This window comes from Corynebacterium sp. c3Ub_189, from assembly GCF_039907195.1.
Lineage (GTDB): Bacteria > Actinomycetota > Actinomycetes > Mycobacteriales > Mycobacteriaceae > Corynebacterium.
In genome coordinates, this window is sequence record NZ_JASBOF010000016.1 from 1 (window position 1) to 21,234 (window position 21,234).

The 21,234-nt window shown below is 58.5% G+C and carries 21 protein-coding genes, 1 tRNA gene, 1 pseudogene and 1 riboswitch; of the genes and pseudogenes, 8 read left to right on the plus strand and 15 right to left on the minus strand.

Features of this window, described 5'->3' with window-relative positions:
• The 3 genes and pseudogenes from QKD99_RS08585 to QKD99_RS08595 form a co-directional block, all read right to left on the minus strand.
• A pseudogene (locus QKD99_RS08585) lies at positions 1-433 on the minus strand (sensor histidine kinase); the annotation flags it as partial.
• The gene (locus QKD99_RS08590; RefSeq protein ID WP_347951215.1) at positions 433-1,224 is read right to left on the minus strand and encodes an ABC transporter permease; all 792 of its coding nucleotides are present in this window, start codon (positions 1,222-1,224) and stop codon (positions 433-435) included. The gene QKD99_RS08590 and the pseudogene QKD99_RS08585, both read right to left, overlap by 1 nt.
• A 39-nt stretch (positions 1,225-1,263) precedes the next feature.
• A complete protein-coding gene (locus QKD99_RS08595; RefSeq protein ID WP_347951216.1) occupies positions 1,264-2,187 on the minus strand; it encodes an ABC transporter ATP-binding protein in 924 nt (307 codons plus the stop codon).
• A gap of 91 nt (positions 2,188-2,278) precedes the next feature.
• On the opposite strand from QKD99_RS08595, the gene QKD99_RS08600 reads away from it, so the two are divergent.
• Positions 2,279-2,851 (plus strand): cadmium resistance transporter, encoded by a 573-nt coding sequence (locus QKD99_RS08600; RefSeq protein ID WP_347951217.1) that lies wholly within the window; start codon positions 2,279-2,281, stop codon positions 2,849-2,851.
• 49 nt (positions 2,852-2,900) lie between these two features.
• Here the strand turns inward: QKD99_RS08600 and QKD99_RS08605 are convergent.
• The 3 genes from QKD99_RS08605 to QKD99_RS08615 all read right to left on the minus strand — a co-directional run bounded on the left by QKD99_RS08605 (position 2,901) and on the right by QKD99_RS08615 (position 4,592).
• Positions 2,901-2,974: transfer RNA gene (locus QKD99_RS08605), tRNA-Pro, on the minus strand.
• Between the two features lie 71 nt (positions 2,975-3,045).
• On the minus strand, positions 3,046-3,435 hold the full coding sequence (locus QKD99_RS08610) for a YchJ family metal-binding protein (protein WP_284766453.1): 390 nt from the start codon (positions 3,433-3,435) through the stop codon (positions 3,046-3,048).
• The gene (locus tag QKD99_RS08615; protein WP_347951218.1) at positions 3,435-4,592 is read right to left on the minus strand and encodes an alpha/beta fold hydrolase; all 1,158 of its coding nucleotides are present in this window, start codon (positions 4,590-4,592) and stop codon (positions 3,435-3,437) included. Before QKD99_RS08615 ends, QKD99_RS08610 begins: the two co-directional genes overlap by 1 nt.
• Positions 4,593-4,679: 87 nt before the next feature.
• Between QKD99_RS08615 and secA2 the strand changes: the two genes are divergently transcribed.
• From secA2 to QKD99_RS08640, 5 genes are all read left to right on the plus strand, one after another.
• Positions 4,680-6,971 (plus strand): accessory Sec system translocase SecA2, encoded by a 2,292-nt coding sequence (gene secA2, locus QKD99_RS08620; RefSeq protein WP_347951219.1) that lies wholly within the window; start codon positions 4,680-4,682, stop codon positions 6,969-6,971.
• An 85-nt stretch (positions 6,972-7,056) separates the two neighbouring features.
• On the plus strand, positions 7,057-7,491 hold the full coding sequence (gene odhI, locus QKD99_RS08625) for an oxoglutarate dehydrogenase inhibitor Odhl (protein WP_284844810.1): 435 nt from the start codon (positions 7,057-7,059) through the stop codon (positions 7,489-7,491).
• Positions 7,492-7,590: 99 nt separating this feature from the next.
• Positions 7,591-8,337: a MerR family transcriptional regulator gene (locus QKD99_RS08630; RefSeq protein WP_049378120.1), complete on the plus strand. Its 747-nt coding sequence runs from the start codon at positions 7,591-7,593 to the stop codon at positions 8,335-8,337.
• Between the two features lie 38 nt (positions 8,338-8,375).
• Positions 8,376-8,969, plus strand: coding sequence for a bifunctional nuclease family protein (locus QKD99_RS08635; protein ID WP_225746973.1), 594 nt, complete (start codon positions 8,376-8,378; stop codon positions 8,967-8,969).
• A 146-nt stretch (positions 8,970-9,115) separates the two neighbouring features.
• Positions 9,116-9,679 carry a MerR family transcriptional regulator gene (locus tag QKD99_RS08640; protein WP_204609122.1) on the plus strand — a complete coding sequence of 188 codons (564 nt, stop codon included), beginning with the start codon at positions 9,116-9,118 and terminating at the stop codon, positions 9,677-9,679.
• A gap of 286 nt (positions 9,680-9,965) precedes the next feature.
• Here QKD99_RS08640 and QKD99_RS08645 read toward each other — a convergent pair whose 3' ends face one another.
• From QKD99_RS08645 to gndA, 4 genes are all read right to left on the minus strand, one after another.
• Complete coding sequence (locus tag QKD99_RS08645) at positions 9,966-10,808, minus strand: hypothetical protein (RefSeq protein ID WP_347951220.1); 843 nt, start codon at positions 10,806-10,808, stop codon at positions 9,966-9,968.
• Positions 10,809-10,848: 40 nt separating this feature from the next.
• Positions 10,849-11,697: a 3-methyladenine DNA glycosylase gene (locus QKD99_RS08650; protein WP_347951221.1), complete on the minus strand. Its 849-nt coding sequence runs from the start codon at positions 11,695-11,697 to the stop codon at positions 10,849-10,851.
• A gap of 19 nt (positions 11,698-11,716) precedes the next feature.
• Positions 11,717-13,015 carry a DEAD/DEAH box helicase gene (locus QKD99_RS08655; RefSeq protein WP_347951222.1) on the minus strand — a complete coding sequence of 433 codons (1,299 nt, stop codon included), beginning with the start codon at positions 13,013-13,015 and terminating at the stop codon, positions 11,717-11,719.
• 109 nt (positions 13,016-13,124) lie between these two features.
• A complete protein-coding gene (gene gndA / locus QKD99_RS08660; protein ID WP_347951223.1) occupies positions 13,125-14,576 on the minus strand; it encodes an NADP-dependent phosphogluconate dehydrogenase in 1,452 nt (483 codons plus the stop codon).
• Positions 14,577-14,635: 59 nt separating this feature from the next.
• On the opposite strand from gndA, the gene QKD99_RS08665 reads away from it, so the two are divergent.
• The gene (locus tag QKD99_RS08665) at positions 14,636-15,082 is read left to right on the plus strand and encodes a PaaI family thioesterase (protein WP_294164577.1); all 447 of its coding nucleotides are present in this window, start codon (positions 14,636-14,638) and stop codon (positions 15,080-15,082) included.
• Here the strand turns inward: QKD99_RS08665 and QKD99_RS08670 are convergent.
• Entirely contained in the window at positions 15,079-16,245 is a 1,167-nt protein-coding gene (locus tag QKD99_RS08670; RefSeq protein WP_347951224.1) for a saccharopine dehydrogenase NADP-binding domain-containing protein, read from the minus strand. The genes QKD99_RS08665 and QKD99_RS08670 overlap by 4 nt on opposite strands.
• Before the next feature lie 23 nt (positions 16,246-16,268).
• Complete coding sequence (locus tag QKD99_RS08675; protein ID WP_347951225.1) at positions 16,269-17,342, minus strand: magnesium and cobalt transport protein CorA; 1,074 nt, start codon at positions 17,340-17,342, stop codon at positions 16,269-16,271.
• Between the two features lie 108 nt (positions 17,343-17,450).
• On the opposite strand from QKD99_RS08675, the gene QKD99_RS08680 reads away from it, so the two are divergent.
• Positions 17,451-18,053, plus strand: coding sequence for a class I SAM-dependent methyltransferase (locus QKD99_RS08680; protein WP_284766465.1), 603 nt, complete (start codon positions 17,451-17,453; stop codon positions 18,051-18,053).
• Here the strand turns inward: QKD99_RS08680 and QKD99_RS08685 are convergent.
• The 3 genes from QKD99_RS08685 to thiM form a co-directional block, all read right to left on the minus strand.
• Complete coding sequence (locus tag QKD99_RS08685; protein WP_347951226.1) at positions 18,050-19,585, minus strand: bifunctional hydroxymethylpyrimidine kinase/phosphomethylpyrimidine kinase; 1,536 nt, start codon at positions 19,583-19,585, stop codon at positions 18,050-18,052. The genes QKD99_RS08680 and QKD99_RS08685 overlap by 4 nt on opposite strands.
• The gene (gene thiE / locus QKD99_RS08690) at positions 19,578-20,207 is read right to left on the minus strand and encodes a thiamine phosphate synthase (RefSeq protein ID WP_347951227.1); all 630 of its coding nucleotides are present in this window, start codon (positions 20,205-20,207) and stop codon (positions 19,578-19,580) included. Before thiE ends, QKD99_RS08685 begins: the two co-directional genes overlap by 8 nt.
• The gene (gene thiM, locus QKD99_RS08695) at positions 20,208-21,020 is read right to left on the minus strand and encodes a hydroxyethylthiazole kinase (protein WP_347951228.1); all 813 of its coding nucleotides are present in this window, start codon (positions 21,018-21,020) and stop codon (positions 20,208-20,210) included.
• Positions 21,008-21,105, minus strand: a riboswitch (TPP riboswitch). It overlaps the preceding gene by 13 nt.
• Positions 21,106-21,234 lie beyond the last annotated feature (129 nt).

Below are 21,234 nucleotides of genomic sequence, written 5' to 3' on the forward strand. Positions count from 1 at the left end.
AGCCGGTGCTTTCAGGAGCGAAGAACCACGTGGTGGTGGCGAGCACGGTCCCCATTAGCAGGGTAAGCGCTAATGCTCGGCGTAGAGAAAGGTTAAAGCCGATCAGCGCCGCAAGGTAGGGCACAAACGTGACGGCTATTATCCCGAAGAAACAAATTGATATCGCTGCGATGGCCGCGAGTGACACCCAGTAGAGCCCGATCCGCTGTCCTAACCGCCATCCGCGTGGGTAGTAGCCCACAGCGCCAAAAGAAAAGAAGTAGACGGCACTAAACGCTAAAGCGCACGCAGACGCCCCAATTCGTTCAGCGAGCGTCGTTCCCGGCGCGGCAAAGGTCATCACCAACCCGGGAATGAGGAAGACCAACCATACGCTGGCGAAAAGAGCGCTATTAAGGCTAAAACCGCGCCACGGATCGCGAAAGGGGCCCATTAACGGCGCGCCTTGTCGCGGGAGCGCAGCACCAGGCAAGCGGTGAGAAAGATGGTCGTCCATACCGCGAAGTTTAACCATGCGGCCCACATGGGGTGCGACACGGTGCCTTCCTCCCCGCTAAGAAACTGCATGCCTTCTGCAAGGGGCCACTGGGCGAGCACAACCGGGCCAAAGAGGGGAGTGAAGCGGCCCAATTCCATCAGCGGCTCAGTAAGTGGAGTGAATACATTGGCGGCAAAGAGGAAGAGGACAACGGAGGTCGAGGCGATTGCGACAGAATTGTCGGTGGGCAAAGCCATGGCCCACACCAAGCCATAAAAGCCAAAGGGAATGGAAACTAGGACGCAAGCGATGAAGGCTAAAATCCACTGGTGTGGTTGCATCGAGGCTTGTGTCACGGCGCCGGTGATAAATACCGCGGTGATGGGGAGCAGTGCCTGAAAGCCGATTGATATGAGGCTTGCCCACAGAAGCTGTCGTGGGTGCAGAGGAGTGAGGGCTAATTGACGCGCCCACCCAGTCTTCGCATCTGTCACGGCGGAACCAGCGGCGGAGACGGAACCAGCGACGCCGCCGTAAAGGGCCATGCTGATCATCTCTAAGGCGGCGAAGTTTCCTCCTTTAAAGGGGGCATCACCAAAATCCATCATGGTGCCAAAGAGGAGGTAAAAAAATACCGGCAAGATGGTACTGAAAAAGAGGGGAGTAAGGTTGCGACGAAGGCGCAGCAGGTTGTGAGTGGCAAACCGGAGAGTGCGCGCACTGGTCGTTGCAGCTTGTGTGGTCATGGCATGTTCCTTTCGCGAAGTAGCCAACGGAGCGATGGGTTAGGACTGGGACGCTGTCAAAGCAAGAAATGCGTCCTCTAAGGAGTGTTTGCGAATAGTCAGGTCATGGGCCGAGGTGTGGTTGAGAAGGTAATTCGCAAGTACATCGGAGTCACGGGTGGTCATCCGGGCGTGAGTGCCAGACAAGGAAATCTCGGCGACGGTGGGTAGCTCTTTCGCATTTAAAGGTGTGCCGTCGAACTTTGCCTCGACTATGCGCTTGCCTGACTGTTCGCGTAGTTCTGTGGCCTGAGCATCTGCGCGCAGCTTTCCTTCATGCAGGAGGATTATCCTTGCTGCAAAATTGTCTGCCTCTTCGAGGTAGTGCGTAGCGAAGACAATGGTGCGTCCCTGTTCTGCTTGTCTGTGCATGGTGGACCAGAACTCGTAGCGCGCTTGAGCATCCATGCCAGCTGTAGGCTCATCGAGCAATAAAATGTGGGGATTGCCTAAAAGAGCGAGGGCGAATCGCACGCGTTGTTGCTCGCCACCAGAGCATTTTCCTACTGGGCGGTGCAGGATCCGGTCTAGGTCTGCTTGTTTGGCAACTTCTCCGATGGGAAGGGGATGGGGAAAGGTAGAGGAAATCATCTTTAGTGTGTCCAAGACTGTGAGCTCGGGTAGCAGGCCACCGGTTTGCAGCACGGCGCCAATCTGTGCCGCGCGGATCGCGGTGTGCGGTGTGTGTCCAAGCACGGAAACGCTGCCGGAGGTGGGGGTGGTAAGCCCGAGGATGAGGTCAAAAAGGGTGGTTTTGCCTGCTCCATTGGTGCCTAGTAGGCCTACGATCTCGCCTTGGGCGATGTTGAAGGAAATTTCGCTGAGCGCATGGACGGGATTGGAGGATCTCGTGGCGAAGGTTTTACTGACTCCGGATACGTCTATAGCCAGCGGTTGTGCGGTTGATGGATCTGTAGTTCTCATACCTGGAAAGTATCCGTAGCCAGCAAAAATGATGAATAGGATCTGTCAGCACATTTTCATGACAAGTGTCATGACGCGGTAAGGTAGGAAAGTGCTTACTACTCTCGCAGCGGCTACTGGACTATTCGTGGCCACCAACATCGATGACATTGTGGTGTTGTCCCTCTTCTTTGCCCGTGGAGCTGGACGCAAGGGCACGACGCCCGCGATTCTGCTAGGTCAATATTTGGGTTTTCTCGGCATACTAGCGGCCTCTGCCGTTGTCGGGCTGGGCTTTAATGCTGTTTTGCCTGAGGAATTGATTCGCTACTTTGGTCTCATTCCATTGTTTTTAGGCCTATGGGCAGCGTGGCAAGCATTCCGGGGTGAGGACGACGATGAGGACGTTTCGGGTAAAAGGCTGAGCGCACTTGCGGTAGCCGGGGTGACCTTCGCCAACGGTGGCGACAATATCGGCGTCTATGTACCAGTGTTTACCACCTCTACGCCGGCTGAGGTAGCGATCTATTGCGTGGTCTTTTTAATCCTCGTGGCGCCCCTAGTGTGGGCAGCGCGGTTTGTGGCCACGCGGCCGGGCATTGCAGAAGCACTGGAAAAGTGGGAAAGCGTGCTGTTTCCCACGGTCCTCATTCTGCTGGGAATTGCGATCTTGCTTGCGGTGTAAACGCGGAATAGAAAAAGCCGGCACCTTCACGGTGCCGGCTGAATATTTGTCGGGCTAACAGGATTTGAACCTGCGACCCCTACACCCCCAGTGTAGTGCGCTACCAAACTGCGCCATAGCCCGCCGTCGAACTGTGCGACTTGTCTAGACTACATCAGTAGGATTCTACTGTGAAATTTGGGGTGTAACCTGCGCTAAAACTCGCCGCTGGAGTACACCCAAGCGCCGCCGACGCGGCGAAACGAGGAACGCTCGCGTTGTGAGCCAACGGCCGCGCCTTTATAAAAGGCCTCAAACTCCACTACGCCGGAATTATCGAGCAATCCGCCTGCTTGGGTGTCCAGAATATCGAGGCGATAAAACCGGACGGGAGAATCAGCCAAGTCGAGTGTTGCAGGGCGAGTATCGGGATCCCACGTACGGAGGAGATAGGCTTCGTCTCCAGTAACAAAGGCGCTAAAGCGCGAGCGCATGAGCGCCTCCGCAGTGGGGGCGTTGGTGCCGGCATGGTACTTGCCACAGCACTCGCCGTAGGTCAGGCCGGTGCCGCACGGGCAGCGGCGCGAGGGATCAAAGGCTGCCATTAGTGCGCGTCCACGTCCACGATGGTGACGTTGCCGAGCATGCGCTCAACATCGGTGTCCTTCGCGGCAGAGCGCAGGGCGGACTTTTCTTCCGCTGACAGTTTTCCGGCAAGCTCGATGCGGCGTTCGAAGCTAGCGGGGCCGGTTTGGGTGATGCTCACGTGGACGTCGTCAAGCGCAAGCCTCTTGCCGGCATCCTTGATTGCTTGGGTGGCGGCCGTAGCCAGCGCGGACATAACAAGGCCCTCTGCGGTAAAGCCCTTACCCTTGCCGCCATTCTTCTTCGTGCGGTCGGCACTGAGGTTGTGGTCATTATGGCGGACGACCACGCCGAATTTGGTGCCGGTGGCCGGCTGCGCAACGGCGGCGTCGGTTCCTACTTCCTCCGGGCGGTAATCAGGAACGATAAACTGCTCGGCCCACGCACCGATGAGATCCGCAGCGCGGGCTGCCGTGCCCTGCTTGGTGAGCAGGTGATCGGTCTTGTCCAGGGAAACCAAGGATTTGGGGTAGCGCGTGAGCAGGAAGATATTTTGCGCATTGTCTATGCCCACCGTCTGGTCAATGGGTGAGTGCAACACCATCAACGGCTTGCGGAGCTTGGGCAGGTACTCCTCAGGGTTGGTATCGGCCAAGTCCTCGAGGAACTTGCGGGAAATGATAAGGCCGCGGCCACCGAGGATTACTTCCACCTCTCCGTTGGCGTCGACCTCGCCAATTTTGTCCGCATAGTGCAGCACGGAGTGGGCAGGATCAAAGGGCGCGCCAATGGTGGCTACCGCCTTAAGTGATTTCATGGTGGTGGCCGCCTTCAATGCAGCGGCGCCACCGAGCGAGTGGCCCATGAGCAATTGTGGGGCAGAGTAGTTCTCCGTCAGCCAGGCGGCAGCGGCATGGATATCATCAACATTTTGGCTAAAGGTAGTATCGCCAAATTCTCCGGCGGACTGGCCAAGACCGGGAAAATCGAAACGCAAAGTGGCGATGCCGAACTCGGTGAGCTGTTTCGCGGTGCGGGCAGCACCGGGAGTGTGGCGCGAGCCGGCGAAGCAATGGGCAAAGATGGCATAGGCGGTCGGGGGAGAATCCGGGAAGTCGATGGTTCCGGCCATCTCGGTTCCCCGGCTCGAAGGCAGCTTAACATTGACGGATTGCATGAGAACTACAATAACGGGCCTCTTACCCGCAAGCCATACCAGGTTGACTACAGTCGATAGGAGCAATCCAAATAAGGAGGATGAGGTATGGGCGCGTTCGATTGGTTCTGGAAAGCAATGGGCTCGCAAAGCGAGCGTAACGATAAGAAATCCAAGGCCATCGTGGGTTCCGCCGATGAAGCGGCTCGGGCATTGGGCCAGCAGGACGACGCAGCTGTAGCCCAAGCTGCACGCGATGCCGTTGCAGGCGGCGAGATTGCGGATAAGGCGCAATTCCTCGCGGCCCTAGCAGTAGCGTGCGAGCGCACCCTAGGGATGCATCCGTTCAATGTGCAGTCCCAAGCCGTACTGCGCCTGCTTACCGGAGACGTCATCCAAATGGCCACCGGCGAAGGCAAAACTTTGGTGGGTGCCATGGCGGCTACGGGTTTCGCGTTGACTGGCAAACGCGTCCACGTTGTCACCGTCAATAACTATCTTGCCGCCCGCGACGCCGAATGGATGCGTCCTGTCGTGGAGTTCTTTGGATTGAGCGTTGCCTCGGTTACGGAGGGCATGACACCGGATGAGCGACGCGCTGCGTACGCGCAGGATATTATCTACGCACCGGTCAACGAACTGGGCTTTGATCTGCTCCGTGATAACCAAATTACTGATCGCTCCCACACGGTGCAGGCCGCCGGCGACGTTGCCCTCGTAGACGAGGCCGACTCTGTCCTAGTGGATGAGGCCCTTGTGCCCCTGGTGCTGGCCGGAAATCGGCCAGGTGAGGCCCCCACCGGGCACATCACCAATGTGGTTTCCCGTTTGCGCGAGATGCTGGATTACTCCATCTCTGAGGACGGCCGCACCGTTCAGCTGACGGAGACTGGTGCCCGCCGCGTGGAGCAGGAATTGGGCATTGATTCGCTTTATTCGGAGGAAAACATCGGCACCATCTTGGTGAAGGTTAACCTCGCCCTGCATGCAAAGGCCCTGCTTATCCGGGACGTCCACTACATCGTGGTGGATGGAAAACTGCAGCTTATCGACGCCTCCCGGGGCCGCGTTGCCGACCTACAACGCTGGCCCGACGGGCTCCAAGCGGCAGTAGAAGCCAAAGAAGGCCTCGAAGTTTCCGAAGGTGGGCGCATCCTCGACACCATTACGCTGCAAGAACTTATGCGACGTTACCCACTTTTGTGCGGTATGACGGGTACCGCGGTGGAGGCGACCGATCAGCTGCGGCAGTTCTATGATCTTCATGTATCCGTGATCGACCGCAATAAGCCGCTGCAGCGCTTTGATGAGCAAGACCGCATTTTTGCGACCGTCGATGATAAATCCGCCGCCATCGTGGAGGAAATAGCCACCATTCACGCCACGGGGCAACCCATCCTTGTGGGCACGCAGGATGTAGCCGAGTCGGAAGATCTGGCGGATGCTCTCCGCGAGCGGGGCATTGACGTCAATGTACTCAACGCCAAAAATGATGAGCAGGAGGCACAGATCGTCGCCGAGGCCGGCGATATTGGACGCGTCACCGTCTCTACTCAGATGGCCGGGCGCGGCACCGATATTAAGCTGGGCGGTGCTAACGAAGCTGACCATGATGCAGTAGCGGAGTTAGGTGGCTTGGCGGTTATCGGTACCTCCCGCCACCGCACCGCCCGCTTGGATAACCAGTTGCGCGGCCGTGCGGGTCGGCAAGGCGATCCGGGCCTATCCCTATTTTTCGTCTCCCTCGAAGATGATGTGGTCCAGCAAGGCGGCGACGGCGAGACTGTGCGTGCTCAACCGGCAGAAGATGGGCGCATTGAATCCAAGCGAGTAAGTGATTTCGTGGCACACTGCCAGCGCGTGACCGAGGGTCAACTACTCGAAATTCATGCCCAGACCTGGAAGTATAACCAGCTCCTAGCTGATCAGCGCATCATTATTGATGAGCGCCGAGCCAAGCTGTTGGATACTGATCAAGCGTGGCAGGAACTATCCCAACGTGCTCCGGAGCGTGCAGCAGAGCTATCAGAGGTTCCAGAGGAAGCCCGCATCAAGGCCGCGCGCGAAATCATGCTGTATCACTTGGACTTGGCCTGGGCCGACCACCTAGAGCTCATGGACGATGTGCGCGAGTCGATCCATCTGCGCGCCATCGCCCGAGAGACTCCCATCGACGAGTACCACCGCATTGCGGTGAGGGAGTTTAAGGACTTGGCTCAGAGGGCCGTAGACAAGTCTGTGGAGACTTTCCGTACAGTGCTTATCGACGCCGCCGGGGCACACCTCGATGACGCCGGCCTCGCTCGTCCGAGTGCTACATGGACCTACATGGTGTCCGATAACCCCCTTGCGGGCAAAGGAAATTCCGTGCTGAGCGGCATCGGAAACATTTTCCGGTGAAATAATTCCCCGCGAAGGGGTCACGGATTCAAATGAGTCGCTAGTATTGTTATAAGTAACTCGTAACTAATCCCCGGAGGTAACAATGAGCGAGAACACCGGAACCCCGGAACCACAGGTAGAGACCACATCTGTATTCCGCGCAGACCTGCTCAAGGAGATGGAAAACAGCGCGAATGGCAATGATGCTACCGTTGCCGGCACCGACAATCTGGCGGAAGGTCAGGCCCTCCTCGTGGTAAAGCGTGGCCCGAACGCAGGTGCCCGCTTCTTGTTGGATCAGGCGACTACTACCGCCGGCCGCCACCCTGAGGCAGACATCTTCCTCGATGACGTTACGGTGTCCCGCCGCCACGCGGAGTTTCGCAAGAATGATGACGGCAAGTTTGAGGTAGTTGATGTGGGATCCCTGAACGGAACCTACGTTAACCGCGAGCCCCGCAACTCCCAGGTGCTCGAGGTAGGAGACGAAATCCAGATTGGCAAGTTCCGCTTGGTTTTCATCGCTAACCAGAGCTAATTTTTTTACGTAGACTAGCCGCGCTTCCTTACTAGGAGGGGCGGTGTAGTCTACTTATGGCACGATAAGAACTTTCAGTACCCCTAAGAGATAGACACAGTGAGCGCAGCAGATTCTTCGGCAGCAGCAGTACGCCGCACCAGCCCTAAAGCTAAGAAGCCAAAGACCATGTCCATTGGCGTGGTTTTGGAAACGCTGAATCAGCAATTCCCAGACGTCACGGTGTCTAAGATTCGCTTCCTCGAATCTGAGGGGCTCATCAGTCCACAGCGCACGGCCTCTGGCTATCGCCGCTTCACCCAAGAAGACGTGGACAGACTGCGGTATATTCTCACCACTCAGCGCGATAACTATACGCCGCTGAAGGTTATCCGCGAGCAGCTAGAAGCCATGGATTCCGGCCAGGTGACCGCCATTGTTTCTGCGGGAAATGCAGAAACCCTACTCTCGCCGCAGCAGTTTAGGGCCCCTGTGGTCACGCGCCTGACCGATGTAGAGGTAGCTACCCAAGCTAGTGCCAGCGAAGATGATGTAGCTTCCTTGGTTAAATATGGCCTCATCCGCCCGGATGCCGCAGGATTTTTCAATACCGACGACGTAGCCATTGTCTCTGCCGCGGTGGCCCTCAAAGCTTTTGGTTTTGGCGCCCGTGAACTCAAGTCCCTGCGTAATAACGCCCGCCGGCAGGCTGATTTGATTTCCCAGGCGGCAGCTCCCGTGGCACACTCAAACTCTGATACCGCGCATCAGAAAGCAGAGGAAATCTCCCAGCAAATGACCGCTCTAGTGGTCTCCTTGCACGCAACTCTGGTGAAGTCGGATCTGCGCGACGAATACCACTCCTAATACACACGTAATCCCGCGTTTGTGGGAGAGTGGTATTTATGAGTGATGTATCCCTAGAGTTTCACGGTATCCACCAGGTAGGCCCCGAAGACGATGTGTGCGCTGTGCTGCGCTGGCCGGAAGAGAACCGGTTGATCCCCGTGTGGATCTCCCCGATTGAAGGCATGCAACTAGCTGCCGCTTTAGACGGCCACCAGCCTAATCGTCCCACCTCGCACGATCTTATCTGCGAGGTACTAGAGGGCACTGGCGGGGTAGAGGCCATTGAAATTGCCAACTACCACCAGGGAACGTTCATGGTAGATATTAAGGCTCCGAACGGAGAGGTTTATGACTCTCGGTTGAGCGACGCACTTGCCGTATCCGAATATTTCCACGTCCCCATTTCAGCCGAGGCGGATCTCCTTGCCCAGGTTTCCGTATATGCCAGTGATGCAGACGTGAAAGAGTACTTCGACCTGGAAATTTCCACCCACGCCGCAGGCGATAATCTACCAGCCAGCGAAAACAATGATTCCTCGACCTCGGCGTCGGGAAATGCCCAGGCAGATGCGGATTTTGAAGCCATGATGAGGTCTTTGGGTATGGAGGAAAAGGATTTCCTATCGGGGGATGACGACGAAAAAAGTTAATGACACGCGTGTGACTAATGGTGACAATGGGGTTTGAGAAGTCTAAAGTTGTACTTGACAGTTGAGCAAGCAGCGCTTGACGGGCGTATGCGCTTGGCTTTTAATTGATCTTTAGAAATTCCAACAAACCCCATTGGAGTAATTACGTGAGCATTAACGAGGACTCCCAGTCCGAATCCACCTACGTACAGGAATCGCTTTTTGACGTCGGACCCGACGAAGAGGTGGGCTACCGCGTTCCCATCGCTTGCCAAGTTGCCGGCATCACCTACCGCCAGCTGGACTATTGGGCACGCACCAACCTGGTCAACCCTTCCATCCGCACGGCGCGCGGCTCCGGCTCCCAGCGCCTGTACTCCTTCAAGGATGTACTGGTACTCAAGATCGTGAAGCGCCTGCTGGATACCGGCATCTCCCTGCAGAATATCCGTTTGGCAGTTGAGTCCCTACGGGATCGGGGTGTGAATGACCTAGCAGAGCTGACCCTCGTATCCGACGGCACTACCGTTTATGAATGCCGTTCCAACGATGAGGTCATTGACTTGCTCGCCGGCGGCCAAGGCGTCTTCGGTATTGCAGTTCCGGGTATCTTGAAGGAACTGTCCGGCACTATTTCTTCCTTCCCTTCGGAGCGCATCGAAGACTTCGCCGAGGACAACGTGGTCGGCCTCGACGAGTTGGCTGCTCGTCGCAAGCGCAAGAGCTCCTAAGCTCGTCCACACAGAATCCACCCTCCTTCCCAGCTCACGGGGAAGAAGGGTGGATTTTTGATCTCTATCGCCACGATGACAACATGCAAGATCGTCCTGTTCCGTGCTGCGTGGCTCGCGGGATCGAGGTCGAGCCCAAGCGCTTAGTGCCCTAGCCGACTCTCAGCTTATATTTGGGAAAGTGCCCGTAGCTCCGCGGTGTAGGGGAGCACTAGCCACTATGAGCCGACAAGAAAGGCACCGAACGATGCCTCGTTCGGTGCCGTAGGCAAGGAAGAGCTGCGTATTAGACCCCTGCGGCCTTATTAATTGCTCTAGAGACCGTCGCCTCATCGGCTGAGTCAACAGAGGTGAAGCTATCAGCTGCGGACTTCAGTGCGGCATCGACATTGCCTTCACCGACATGAACGACGCTGAGGGAAACGTCCTTGGAGGCGGCGTCGTCAAGAGCGGATGTGAATTGCGCATCATCCATGTCCTGCTCGGTACCAGTAGTTACCACGACCACGCGTGCTTTCTCGCCAGTTCCTGCGGCTTGATCGGCGGCATTGGCGATAGCTGCTACTACGGCGCTGCGTGTTTGCGGAACACCGCCAGTTCCGAACCCATCTAGAGTGCCGGACACAGCGTTGCCATCACCAAAGCCCAGGTTTTGGCGGAAGCCAACCGTGGCGGTCTCAGCGATAGGAGAGGAGTAGTTCCACAACGAGACTGCCCCGCCGTCTGCGGCTAGATCAGAAGCAGTGGTGCCCAAGGCTTGGGCCACAGGGCCGTACATCGGCGCCATGGCCGAAGATGTATCCAGAAGCAGGAGCGTATTCGCCGCCACCGTCACATCGGCCTTGGGAGCTGCTGCGGAACTCGTCGCTGCAGCAGAGCTTGTCGGGGAAGAACTCTTGGAGGCAGCGGAGGTGGAAGCACTGGAAGCAGCTGTCGTACTGTTCTCCGGTGCGTCCTCGGTGCTGCTTTCCACTGCGGCGGGTGCGGCGGAGTCTTCGCCGTCGTCGTTGCCTGCGCCGCGCAAAAGGAAGACCACCAAGGCAATTATGGCCAGCAGCGCGATAATAGCCACCGCAATAACCCATCCCGCTACTGCGAAGCTATTTTTCCCGTTTGAATGCCGTGCCATGTGGTGTCTTCCTCCCAAACAAACTGCCGTTGTTAGTGGCTCATTTTAGCGGGGCAAGTGCTTGATCTATCACAGCGACAAGCCGGTCTCGCAGTGGTTTAGCTGTGAGCGCCAGCGTTCTTTGCCTCGAGACGTACTCGGCCTTGCCCTCAGGGGTCTCGATGGGTACCACGCCAAGTCCCCAATCACGGCAGTCATAAGGAGATGCCTCCATGTCAAGGATGCGCGCTTCAATCGCCAAATCCAGACATTCAAGGAAAAGTTCGCCTGGTACGAGTGGTCCCAGCTTCCAGGCCCACTTATATAGATCCATCGTGACGTGTACGCAGCCAGCCTGGTCATTGTTGGGCTGATCTTCACGATGCAGGACAGTGAGGTTAAGAGGCCGAGCGGGAGGGGTAAAGAACCGGAAAGCATCATAGTGAGAACACTTAATTGAGTGCTCATCGACAACCCGGTTGGTGCCGTCCGCGCCGAGTCGCAAGGGCAACGAATGACGCGGGGAATCCGTGTGGTAGACCATTGCCCATTCATGCAGACCGAAGCAGTCAAAGTGGACCGGATTGGTAGCGGAACGCCGAAGCAGATTGGAGATATAGCGAACCGAGTCACCTCGACGCTCTAGAAAGCTGGCGAGGTCGACGGTGATGCCTTCTGAGGTGGCGTAGTAATCCCGCCATTCAGCGTGCGGAGGAGTGCCTGCTAGCGCAGTTCCTACACCCGGGTGCCAGCGCTTTAGGTGAGAGGGACGTACGGGGTAGTACTCAAAGAGAAAATCGAAAACAGGGTGGTAGCTGCCAGGATGCCGGAAGCGCTCCAAGCGGTCTGTGGCTTGCTTTTCGTGTTCATGCTGTTGAGCACTCCATTCCTCAGGGCTCAAGATGCGCATGAGCGTTCACCTCCTTGACTTAACGGCGTCGGCGGCGGGCGACTTTGCCGCCCGAGCGGCGGCGTTGAGAGTTGGACTTCTTGACAGATTTCGCCGGTTTCTGGGGCGCGTCCTGCCCGGGTGGGGGAAGGGCAGGGCCATTGGGCTTGCGAGCGCCCGTAATCTCCTTAAGGATCGGTGCGCCAGCAGGATTGTCACGGTGAGAAATATCGTGCTCCGTAGCCGTGACCCCGGCTTTCTTAATGAGAGCGGCTACTTCTTTGCGTTGTTCATCCATGACCAAAGTGATCACGGTACCCGCAGCACCACCGCGTGCCGTGCGGCCGGCGCGATGGAGATAGGCTTTGTGCTCTGCGGGCGGATCGACGTGAACGACGAGTGAAACGTCCGCAATATCGATACCGCGGGCGGCAATATCGGTGGCGACCAAAACTGGAATGCTGCCATCGGCGAAGCCTTCGATTGCGCGGGTACGCGCGCCTTGGCCTTTATCGCCATGCAATGGATAAGCGTTGATGCCGGAGCGGCGCAATTTCTTGACCTGCCTGTCCACGCCGTGCTTGGTACGCATGAACATGATGGTTTTGCCTTGGCGGGCAGCGATGCGCAGCACCACCTCGTTGCGGGCGGGACGCTCGCCGACGAAAAAGAGGTGATGGGACATGGAATCCACTGCAGCTTGCACCGGGGCTGTGGAGTGGACCACCGGGTCATGGAGGAATTGCTCCACCAGCTTATTGACTTCGCCGTCAAGCGTCGCCGAAAACAGCAAGCGCTGGCCTTGCGCCGGAGTTAGGCGCAGAAGCTTGCGTACTTGGGGCAAAAAGCCCATATCGGCCATCTGATCGGCTTCATCCAGTGCAGTAGTCTGGACCGCATCCAAATGCAGCTTGCCCTGGTCAATGAGATCCTGGGCACGGCCAGGGGTAGCAACAAGAACATCAACGGGGCGAGCGAGGGAGCGGATATGGTGATTAATATTTACCCCGCCCACGACAGCGAGCACTCTTAAGCCCAGCGTTGCCGCAGGTTCATCAAGGCGCTGGTGAATTTGAGTAGCCAACTCGCGGGTGGGGGCGAGGATGAGCGCACGGGGATGAGCAGGCTTGGATGCACCTGTTCCGGCAAGGCGGGCGAGCATGGGCAGGCCAAAGGTATAGGTCTTGCCCGACCCGGTAGGGCCGCGGCCGAGTACGTCTTTGCCTGCGAGGGCGTCGGGAATCGCGGCCTTTTGAATAGGAAACGGTTCGGTAATGCCTTGGTTGTGCAGAACGTGCACCAGGCGCTGGGGAAGGCCGAGATCGGCAAAAGCAGTCATCGCTTTCCCATCCTATCGGCAGTGTGTCGGATCGCCGCATTCAACGGGAAAGACCTGCTCGGAAACGTGATTGGGGCCCCGAAGGGCCCCTGAACACGTCACTGCGAATCTAGTCGGTCTGGGTCAGGCTGCGGTCACCGGACCACTCAATGTGGAAGGTGCCCGGCTTGTCGGTGCGCTTGAAGGTGTGGGCGCCGAAGAAATCACGCTGGCCCTGAATGAGAGCGGCCGGCAGGCGCTCGGCACGCAGGCTGTCGTAGTAGGAGAGGGACGACGCAAAGACCGGTGCCGGGAGTCCCAGCTGGGTAGCGGCGACGACCACGCGGCGCCAAGGGTCGATGAGGTCTTCCAGCTCGCCCTTGAAGTAGGGATCGAGGATGAGGGCGGGCAAGTCCGCGTTATTGTCATAGGCTGACCGGATACGATCCAAGAACTTGGCGCGGATGATGCAGCCGCCGCGCCAGATGGTTGCTAGATCGCGCGGGTCAACGTCCCAACCAAATTCTTCGGATCCTGCCTTAATCTCGTCAAAGCCCTGGGAGTAGGCAATAAGCTTGGCGGCATAGAGCGCGCGGCGTACATCCTCGATGAACTCGGCCTTGTCCACGTCCAGGGCCTTGATGGTGCCGGCGGGAAGCTGGCCTTCCTGGGCGGCGCTGCGCTGCGCGGTGGAGGAGGACAGCGCGCGGGCGAAGACGGATTCGGCAATACCGGTAATCGGAACGCCGAGCTCCAATCCATTGATGGCAGTCCAGCGGCCGGTGCCCTTCTGGCCGGCGGCGTCCACGATGACGTCGACAAGCGGGGCGCCAGTCTCCGGATCCTTTTGGGCCAGAACCTCGGCGGTGATTTCAATGAGGTAGGAATCAAGGTCGCCGGAGTTCCATTCGCGGAATACCTCTGCGATTTCGGCCGGCTCCATGCCTGCGCCATAGCGCAGCAGCTGATAAGCCTCGCCGATGACCTGCATATCGGCGTACTCGATGCCATTGTGGACCATCTTGACAAAGTGGCCGGCGCCGTCCGGACCAATGTGGGTTACACACGGGGTGCCATCCACATTCGCAGCGATGGACTCAAGAATCGGGCCGAGGGTCTCCCACGACTCCTTGGGGCCGCCGGGCATGATGGAGGGGCCATTGAGCGCGCCCTCCTCGCCGCCGGAGATTCCGGCGCCGACGAAATGCTTGCCGCGGGCGGCTACGTCCTTCTCGCGGCGAATGGTGTCAGTGAACAAGGCATTTCCGCCGTCGATGATGATATCGCCATCATCCATGGCCTCGGCCAGCTGATCGATGACCGCATCGGTGGCCTTGCCAGCCTTGACCATGATGATTGCCTTGCGTGGGCGCTCCAAAGAAGCCACAAAGTCCTCGATGGATTCCGAAGGCACGAAGTTGCCTTCTTCACCGTGGGCCTCAATGAGCGCATGGGTCTTTTCAGGGCTGCGGTTATACACCGCTACGGTATTGCCGTTGCGGGCAAAGTTACGGGCCAAATTAGAACCCATGACCGCCAATCCCACGACGCCAATCTGAGCAAGTTCATTCTTATCAGTCATGCTGCCTATCCTACGTCACTAGGATGCGAGGCTGGCATCAATGGCTAGGCTGGTGGACTATGTCGGATACGCAGAAACTCAATGACTTGCTCCACCTCGCGCACACGCGAGTGCTCAATGCAGAAGAACTGGAGTCTCTCAATGCCTTAAACGGCGGCCTTGCGGCATTGCTAGGACTGCAGTTCACCTACGTGGGCCCGCGCGAGGCCCGGGCGACACTGCAGGTGCTGCCGGAGCATCACCAGCCCTGGGGAGTTGCCAACGGCGGGTTGTATTGCTCTATCGCAGAAACCGTGGCCTCCATTGCCAGCGTGGCGGCTGCCGACGCCCCCGCGGTCGGCGTCAATAACTCCAGCGACTTCATTCGCTCCACAGGTGAGGGCGAGTTAGAAGCCGTGGCTACGCCAGTGCAGCTAGGCGGTCGCACCCATGTGTGGAGCGTCGAGATGCGGCAAGGCCGCGCGCTTATCGCCCGCACCACCTTGCGCACAATGATTCTGCGCTAGTTCACCCGAGCGGCGGTAAAAGACATGCCGTGGGCGGAAAGCCGCTGAAGATAAGGCTTTCCAAGCCCGGTGGCCGGGGTGAGTACGCCGCCTACACGGCCGGCATTAGAGCGCGAAACGAGCAAGCAAAGCGCAGCCTGGCTCAGCATCATTGCGGTGAGCTCATAGCCCGGGTCGCCTTGTGCCGACACAGTTGCCCGCCAGCGTTCGCCATCTTCGGTAATGCCGTGATGGCTGACCTGGAAATGAGCGCCCTTAGGGCCGGGTTTGGGCAGGATCTTTTCCACCAGCGGGCGCAGGCGCGACTGAGTGCCATCAAAAAGTATCTTGGTGGCGAGCGCCAGCCCATAGGCGCGTGCGCGACCGAGAAGACCGGTGCCAGCCCACCATGCTTCCTTGTAAAACAGGCGTGGGCCCCACGCGCGCCCCAGCAGAGCGTTAGAGCGGCGCACCACGCGGGTATTGAACATGGACATGAAAAATGGTCCTACCCAGCCCACGCCGTCGACCTCTTTAATTTCGAAGTCATTCTGGAGGCCGTCTAAGCGTGGCCCGGCCTTGGGATCCGGGTCCAGCGAGTAAGGATTGTGCAGGTTACGGGCTACCTCTTTATCCGCGTGCGCGGCATGCGAGACCTGCAGGGAAGACTCGATGGTGCCCGGAGAGATTCCGCCTTTGAGCTTGTCGACGGCCATCTGTACTCGTGCAAACGGCTTTCCTGCCGCCTGGTAGAGATTGAGCATGCCAATATCTGAGGGCACGGAATCAAAGCCGCAGGAGTGAACGATGCGCGCACCCGTGGATTGGGCGGTGGCGTGGTGGGAATCGATGCTGCGGCGAATAAAGGGAACCTCACCGCAGAGGTCAACATAGTCCACGCCATGGCGCGCGCAGGCGGCAACGACGTGGCCGCCATACAGGCTGTAGGGGCCGACCACGGTGATAAGCACCTTGGTACCTTCCACCATGCGCTCCACAGCGGCGGCATCATCGGCGGCGGCGATGGCGATGTCCCAGTGCGGATTGAGTTCATCGCGCAGCGCGGCTAGCACCGGTCGGTTCCGGCCGGCCAGAGTCACAGAGGGCGCGTTAATCGAGGCAAGGTAGCGTGCCACCAATTGGCCGACCAGCCCGGTAGCGCCATAAACAGTGATATCGCTCATAGCGCACCAGCGTACCGGAGGGATTAGAGCCAGTGGTTCTTTCGGAACCAAGCCCACAGGCCCACAACGACCAAGATCATGATGATAATCGCCATGGGGTATCCCAGCGCCCAGTGTAGCTCCGGCATAATGTCGAAGTTCATGCCGTAGATACCCGCCACCAGGGTAGGCGCGGCCCACATGCCTACGACCGCGGAAATGGTGCGCATATCCGAGTTCTGTTGCATCGTTACCTTGGCTACCGAGGCGTCAATCAGCGAGGTAAGGCGCTCATCGAAGCTGGATACTTGGTCCTTGACCACGAGCTCATGGTCGTTGACATCGCGCAGGTAGGAGCGCAGTTGCTTTGAAATTAGATCCTTGTGGTCAGAGACCATGGATTTTAGTGCCACCGAAAGTGGGTCAATGGCATGCTTCATCTCCAGCACCTCACGCTTGAACATGTAGATGCGGTCTACATCAAACTTGAGGTTCGGGGTAAAGATTTCTTCTTCCAGCTCATCGACCTCGATACTGATAAGGCGGGAAATCTCCGAGTAGCGGTCCACCATCATATCCAGGATCTTCCAGGCCATGGCCACTGGGCCGAGCTCCACCAAGTCCTGCTCATCTTCCACCGTATATGCCAGGTTGGGTAGCTTTGCCCCGTGGCGGACGGTGATGATGAAGTTGGAGCCCATAATCATCTGGATCTCACCGGTGGAAATGATCTGGCGCTTATCCGTGACCTCATCATGATCGCGGTAGTTCACGGAACGCGCGACCACGAAGAGCTGATCATCGTAGCGTTCGAGCTTAGGGCGTTGATGGGCCATAACGGCGTCTTCTACGATGAGTTCGTGGATGCCAAACTGGGAGGCCACCTTGGTCATCTGGGACTCATAGGGCTCATGCATGCCTACCCAAATAAATCCGCGGCCGTATTCCTCAATCGCTTCCAGAGCGGAGCTGGTGGAATACTCCCCGGGAAGCGCCTCGCCATCCACAAAGACGCGGCAATGTTCGATGGCGCGCTCCGGTGGTACCGGCAGGGAAGTGGGCTTACTAGGAGGCTCGGGTTTCTTGCGGCCCCTAAAGGGTGAAGGTACGGATGGCATCTTTTCAGCCTCCTTTGCGCGGTAGTGCGGATTTTTTCCCAATGGGCAGGCGGCGATTTTACGCAGCGGGTAAATCTTACACCGAAGCCGGGTAATATAATCGAATCTATGCCTACGTGGAAAGAAGTAACCGAAGCTAATCCCGAGCACTCCCATAACTTTGCTCGCAAATGGAAGGTGCTTGCTGCACAGGGTAAAGACATCAATGGCGAGGCCCGGCTTATCGACGCCATGGTGGAGCGCAACTCCACCATCCTCGATGCCGGCTGTGGCACCGGCCGCGTCGGCGGCGAGTTGCTTCGCCGTGGCCACAGCGTAGTGGGCGTCGATGTAGACCCCATTCTCATCGAGCACGCTGAGCACGATTTCCCAGAGGGGCAATGGTTCGTGGGAGACCTGTGCGAGGAAGAGGTGCCAGAAGGTCCCTTTGATATCGCCGTGTCTGCCGGCAATGTCATGGGCTTTCTAGCAAAGGAAGGCCGCGAGCCCGCTCTGCGCAATATCTATAATTCTCTCAAGCCCGGTGGTCGCCTCGTCACCGGCTTCGGCGAGGGCCGTGGCTGGGAATTTTCTGATTTCCTCGACATGGCGCAGAAGGTGGGCTACCGAGTCGACTTCACTTTCTCCTCGTGGGACATGAAGCTCTTCTCGGAGCATTCCACCTTCTTAGTCGCCGTTCTTTCGCGCCCTGGGTCGGACTTGCTGGCCTAAAAGCGCCTATCGGCTTGGTCGAAGAAGTCGACCTCATGGTGGCTGGCGGTGATATAGGCGCGCTCGGCCCGCAGGCGGGTGCACTCATCCGCCCCGGCGAGGGCTTGTTCGACGATGTCGAGGCTCGCGCGAACCCCGTTAAGGAAGTCCTCGCCGCCGTACATGGAAAGCCATGAGTGATAGGGGTGCTCAGGGGAATCAAATTCAGCAAGGTGGAGGCCTACCTCTGCATACAGCCAATAGCAGGGCAGTACCGCCGCAGCACCTACCACGTAATCATCCGTATGCGTCGAGCGGATGAGGAAATCCGTATAGGCGCTAGTAACCCGGGAGGCTGCGGTCGTGATATCGCTCTCGAGCCAGCCCCGGTGCAGCTCGGCCTCCACCGCCAAGCAATCATGCGCTCCCTCAGCCCAGTGCAGTTGCTGTGCCGCTTCCGGGGCTTGGCTGGCGAGGCGAGCCAATGCCTTGGAATAAGCATTCAGATACTGGGCATCTTGGTCGAGGTAGAAGCCAAAGGCATCCTTTTCCAACGCTCCCGTGCCCAAGGCCCGAATAAAGGGCAGTGCCTTGATAGCCTCCCAGTGATCCCCGGCTAGGTTCCACAGGCGTTGCGTGTGTGGGCCGGCTGCGGGAACGCGGGGCTGGTCGACGCTTTCCGGTTCTACCAGCTTGCCGGATAAGTACGTCTGGGGCAGGGTAGAGGCCGCCTGCATGAGACGCTGCGAGTGGTGCAGATGGTCCACGGGTCCGTGTCCCTTGCCCACGTGAAGCGCATCCGCATTAGCAATCGCCTCGTGCAGCCATTGGGTGGACCACGCCAGAGCTGCCGCGGGGCTATCGCCGGCTCCCAGGCGGGTGGCTAGGGCAGAAGAAAGGGAACAGCCAGTTCCGTGCGTATTCTTCGTGTCCACTCGGCTTGCGGCAACGCGGTGTACCAACCCATCCGCATTGACCACCGCATTGTCGGCGATGTCGGCATGAAGGTGCCCGCCCTTGACGACGACCGCGGTATTAGCAGCCTTTGCCCACTCCTTCGCCGTGGCAATCGCCTCTTCTAGGTCGCTCGCCTCGTCCGTCTGGGTAAGGACTGCCAATTCCTTCAAATTCGGGGTGATGAGATCCACTTGGGAGCAGAGATCGCGCACGGCCTGTTCTGCTTCCTTTTCCAGCAGGCGATCTCCGCTGGTAGCCACCATTACCGGATCAAGTACCACGGGGACATCGTCCGGCAGGCGCCGCAGGAAGTCTGCGACCTTGGCGGTAATGGCGGCGTCGGCAAGCATGCCAATCTTTACCGCATCAATCTCCACATCGTCGATGACGGAGTCTAGCTGCTCCTGCAGAAAGTCCACCGGTGGTACGTGGACGCTGCGGACGCCCTGGGTGTTTTGAGCTACCAACGCCGTCACGACGCTCATACCGTAGCCGCCTGCGGCAGAGATGGATTTCAAATCGGCTTGAATGCCGGCTCCGCCGGTGGGATCAGTACCGGCAATGGACAGTACTCGGGGATAGATCCCTTTAGCCATGGAAAGCCTCCTTAAGGTGGGCGGCGGCTGCTGCGGGGTCATCGGCCGCCATGATGTCGCTGACTACGCAAATTCCGGCAAACTCGCTGCCCGCCAGTTCGTGCGCATTATGGGTCTTGATTCCGCCGATGGCGACGGACGCGATGCCACGCTCACGTGCGGCGTGAGCGAGTGCTGCGGCCGCAGCCGTACCCATGCCGGCTGGGGCGTTTTTCTTCGTTGCAGTCGAATGCACGGGCCCGATGCCGATGACGTCTGGGCGCGCATCGTCCGCAATAGCAGCAAGCTCCTCGTTACTGCCGATGGACAAGCCAATAAGCTGTCCCTCACCCAGCTTCTCTCGGGCCTCGCGAAAAGCCATATCATCCTGCCCAATGTGCAGGTGGCAGCCGAGCTTTGCTGCCACCTCTACGCGGTCATTGATGAATAGCGGGACATCGCCCAGTACGCCAAGCAATTCGCGTGCGGTGCGCTCGATCTGTTCATCGCTAGCTTCCTTGTCCCGGAGCTGGACAACGGTAACACCGCCGCGTACAGCTTCCTGCACGATGGAAACCACGTTGTCTCGCCCGCCGGCCAGATCTGGATCGGTGACCAGGTAGAGCGTCCAGTCAATAGACACTTAAACCTCCTCTAGGTCAGTGAGCTTGACCAGGCCCTCGATGTCCGCGGTCGGAACATCGTAGAGCGCATCCAGCCAAGCAACGGCAAAGGAGCCGGGGGCGTGGTGCTTTTCGGCGGCCACGCTACCTGCTGCGCCAACGTGCGCGTGGGCGGCGATGATTGCTTCGAAAGGATCCTCCCACGCTGCCAGATATGCGGCGCAGATAGCACCAAGCGAACAGCCGGTACCGATGACGTTCTGGAGCATCGGGTGCCCCGATTCGAGGTAGACGGCACGCGTTGTATCGCCGACATGGACGATAAGATCCCGCGGGCCGGAAATGGCCACGACGGCGCCGGTATCCCGGGAAAGTGCTACTGCCGAGTCCAAGGCGGCTTCCACACCATCGGTAGATTCGACGCCTCGGCCGCCCTGCCCGGTACCTGCGAGGGCGATGATTTCTGATGCGTTGCCACGAATTGCGCCCGGGCCAAGTGGCAGCACCTCGCGCATGAATTCGGTGCGTTGGCTCAGGCCGCCGGCGCCTACCGGATCGAGTACCCAAGGGGTTTGTGCGGACCTCGCCCCAGCGATGGCCTCGCGCATGCCGCCGTATTGCTCGGAGCTGGGCGTGCCGCAATTGATGAGTACGCCGCTGGCTACCTGCGCGAATTCGCACGATTCCTCCGGCGTATCGACCATCGCTGGGCTAGCCCCGATGGCCAGCAGGGCATTGGCGGTGACGTTACTGACGACCTTATTGGTCAAACATTGAATAAGCGGCGTGGACTCGCGCACAGCGTCGTGTGCGCGCAGAAAAGCATAATCCACAACTATCCCTTCGCTAGTTCTAACTGAGTGCAGGTTCGATGGGTATTTCTCAGCCGCACCATGTGCGGCACCCCATGTTGCGTGTCTCAGCCTAACAAAGGTCACGGAAACTATGTGCGAAAATCGGCGTTCGGTCGCCCCAGTAGTGGAATCGCTGGCGCTAGCAACGGGTAGCCCGGGAAGATAAAAATCGCCGCCCAGAGCCTGCTTTGCA

Bases quoted from the DNA above. Each gene is read 5' to 3' on its own strand.
- odhI (WP_284844810.1), top strand. From the start codon at position 7,057: ATGAGCGAGAACACCGGAACCCCGGAACCACAGGTAGAGACCACATCT.
- QKD99_RS08685 (WP_347951226.1), bottom strand. From the start codon at position 19,585: ATGGCTAAAGGGATCTATCCCCGAGTACTGTCCATTGCCGGTACTGAT.
- QKD99_RS08655 (WP_347951222.1), bottom strand. From the start codon at position 13,015: ATGACTGCTTTTGCCGATCTCGGCCTTCCCCAGCGCCTGGTGCACGTT.
- QKD99_RS08590 (WP_347951215.1), bottom strand. From the start codon at position 1,224: ATGACCACACAAGCTGCAACGACCAGTGCGCGCACTCTCCGGTTTGCC.
- QKD99_RS08645 (WP_347951220.1), bottom strand. From the start codon at position 10,808: ATGGCACGGCATTCAAACGGGAAAAATAGCTTCGCAGTAGCGGGATGG.
- QKD99_RS08635 (WP_225746973.1), top strand. From the start codon at position 8,376: ATGAGTGATGTATCCCTAGAGTTTCACGGTATCCACCAGGTAGGCCCC.
- QKD99_RS08675 (WP_347951225.1), bottom strand. From the start codon at position 17,342: ATGCCATCCGTACCTTCACCCTTTAGGGGCCGCAAGAAACCCGAGCCT.
- QKD99_RS08665 (WP_294164577.1), top strand. From the start codon at position 14,636: ATGTCGGATACGCAGAAACTCAATGACTTGCTCCACCTCGCGCACACG.
- QKD99_RS08650 (WP_347951221.1), bottom strand. From the start codon at position 11,697: ATGCGCATCTTGAGCCCTGAGGAATGGAGTGCTCAACAGCATGAACAC.
- QKD99_RS08595 (WP_347951216.1), bottom strand. From the start codon at position 2,187: ATGAGAACTACAGATCCATCAACCGCACAACCGCTGGCTATAGACGTA.
- QKD99_RS08680 (WP_284766465.1), top strand. From the start codon at position 17,451: ATGCCTACGTGGAAAGAAGTAACCGAAGCTAATCCCGAGCACTCCCAT.
- gndA (WP_347951223.1), bottom strand. From the start codon at position 14,576: ATGACTGATAAGAATGAACTTGCTCAGATTGGCGTCGTGGGATTGGCG.
- secA2 (WP_347951219.1), top strand. From the start codon at position 4,680: ATGGGCGCGTTCGATTGGTTCTGGAAAGCAATGGGCTCGCAAAGCGAG.
- QKD99_RS08615 (WP_347951218.1), bottom strand. From the start codon at position 4,592: ATGCAATCCGTCAATGTTAAGCTGCCTTCGAGCCGGGGAACCGAGATG.
- QKD99_RS08670 (WP_347951224.1), bottom strand. From the start codon at position 16,245: ATGAGCGATATCACTGTTTATGGCGCTACCGGGCTGGTCGGCCAATTG.
- QKD99_RS08610 (WP_284766453.1), bottom strand. From the start codon at position 3,435: ATGGCAGCCTTTGATCCCTCGCGCCGCTGCCCGTGCGGCACCGGCCTG.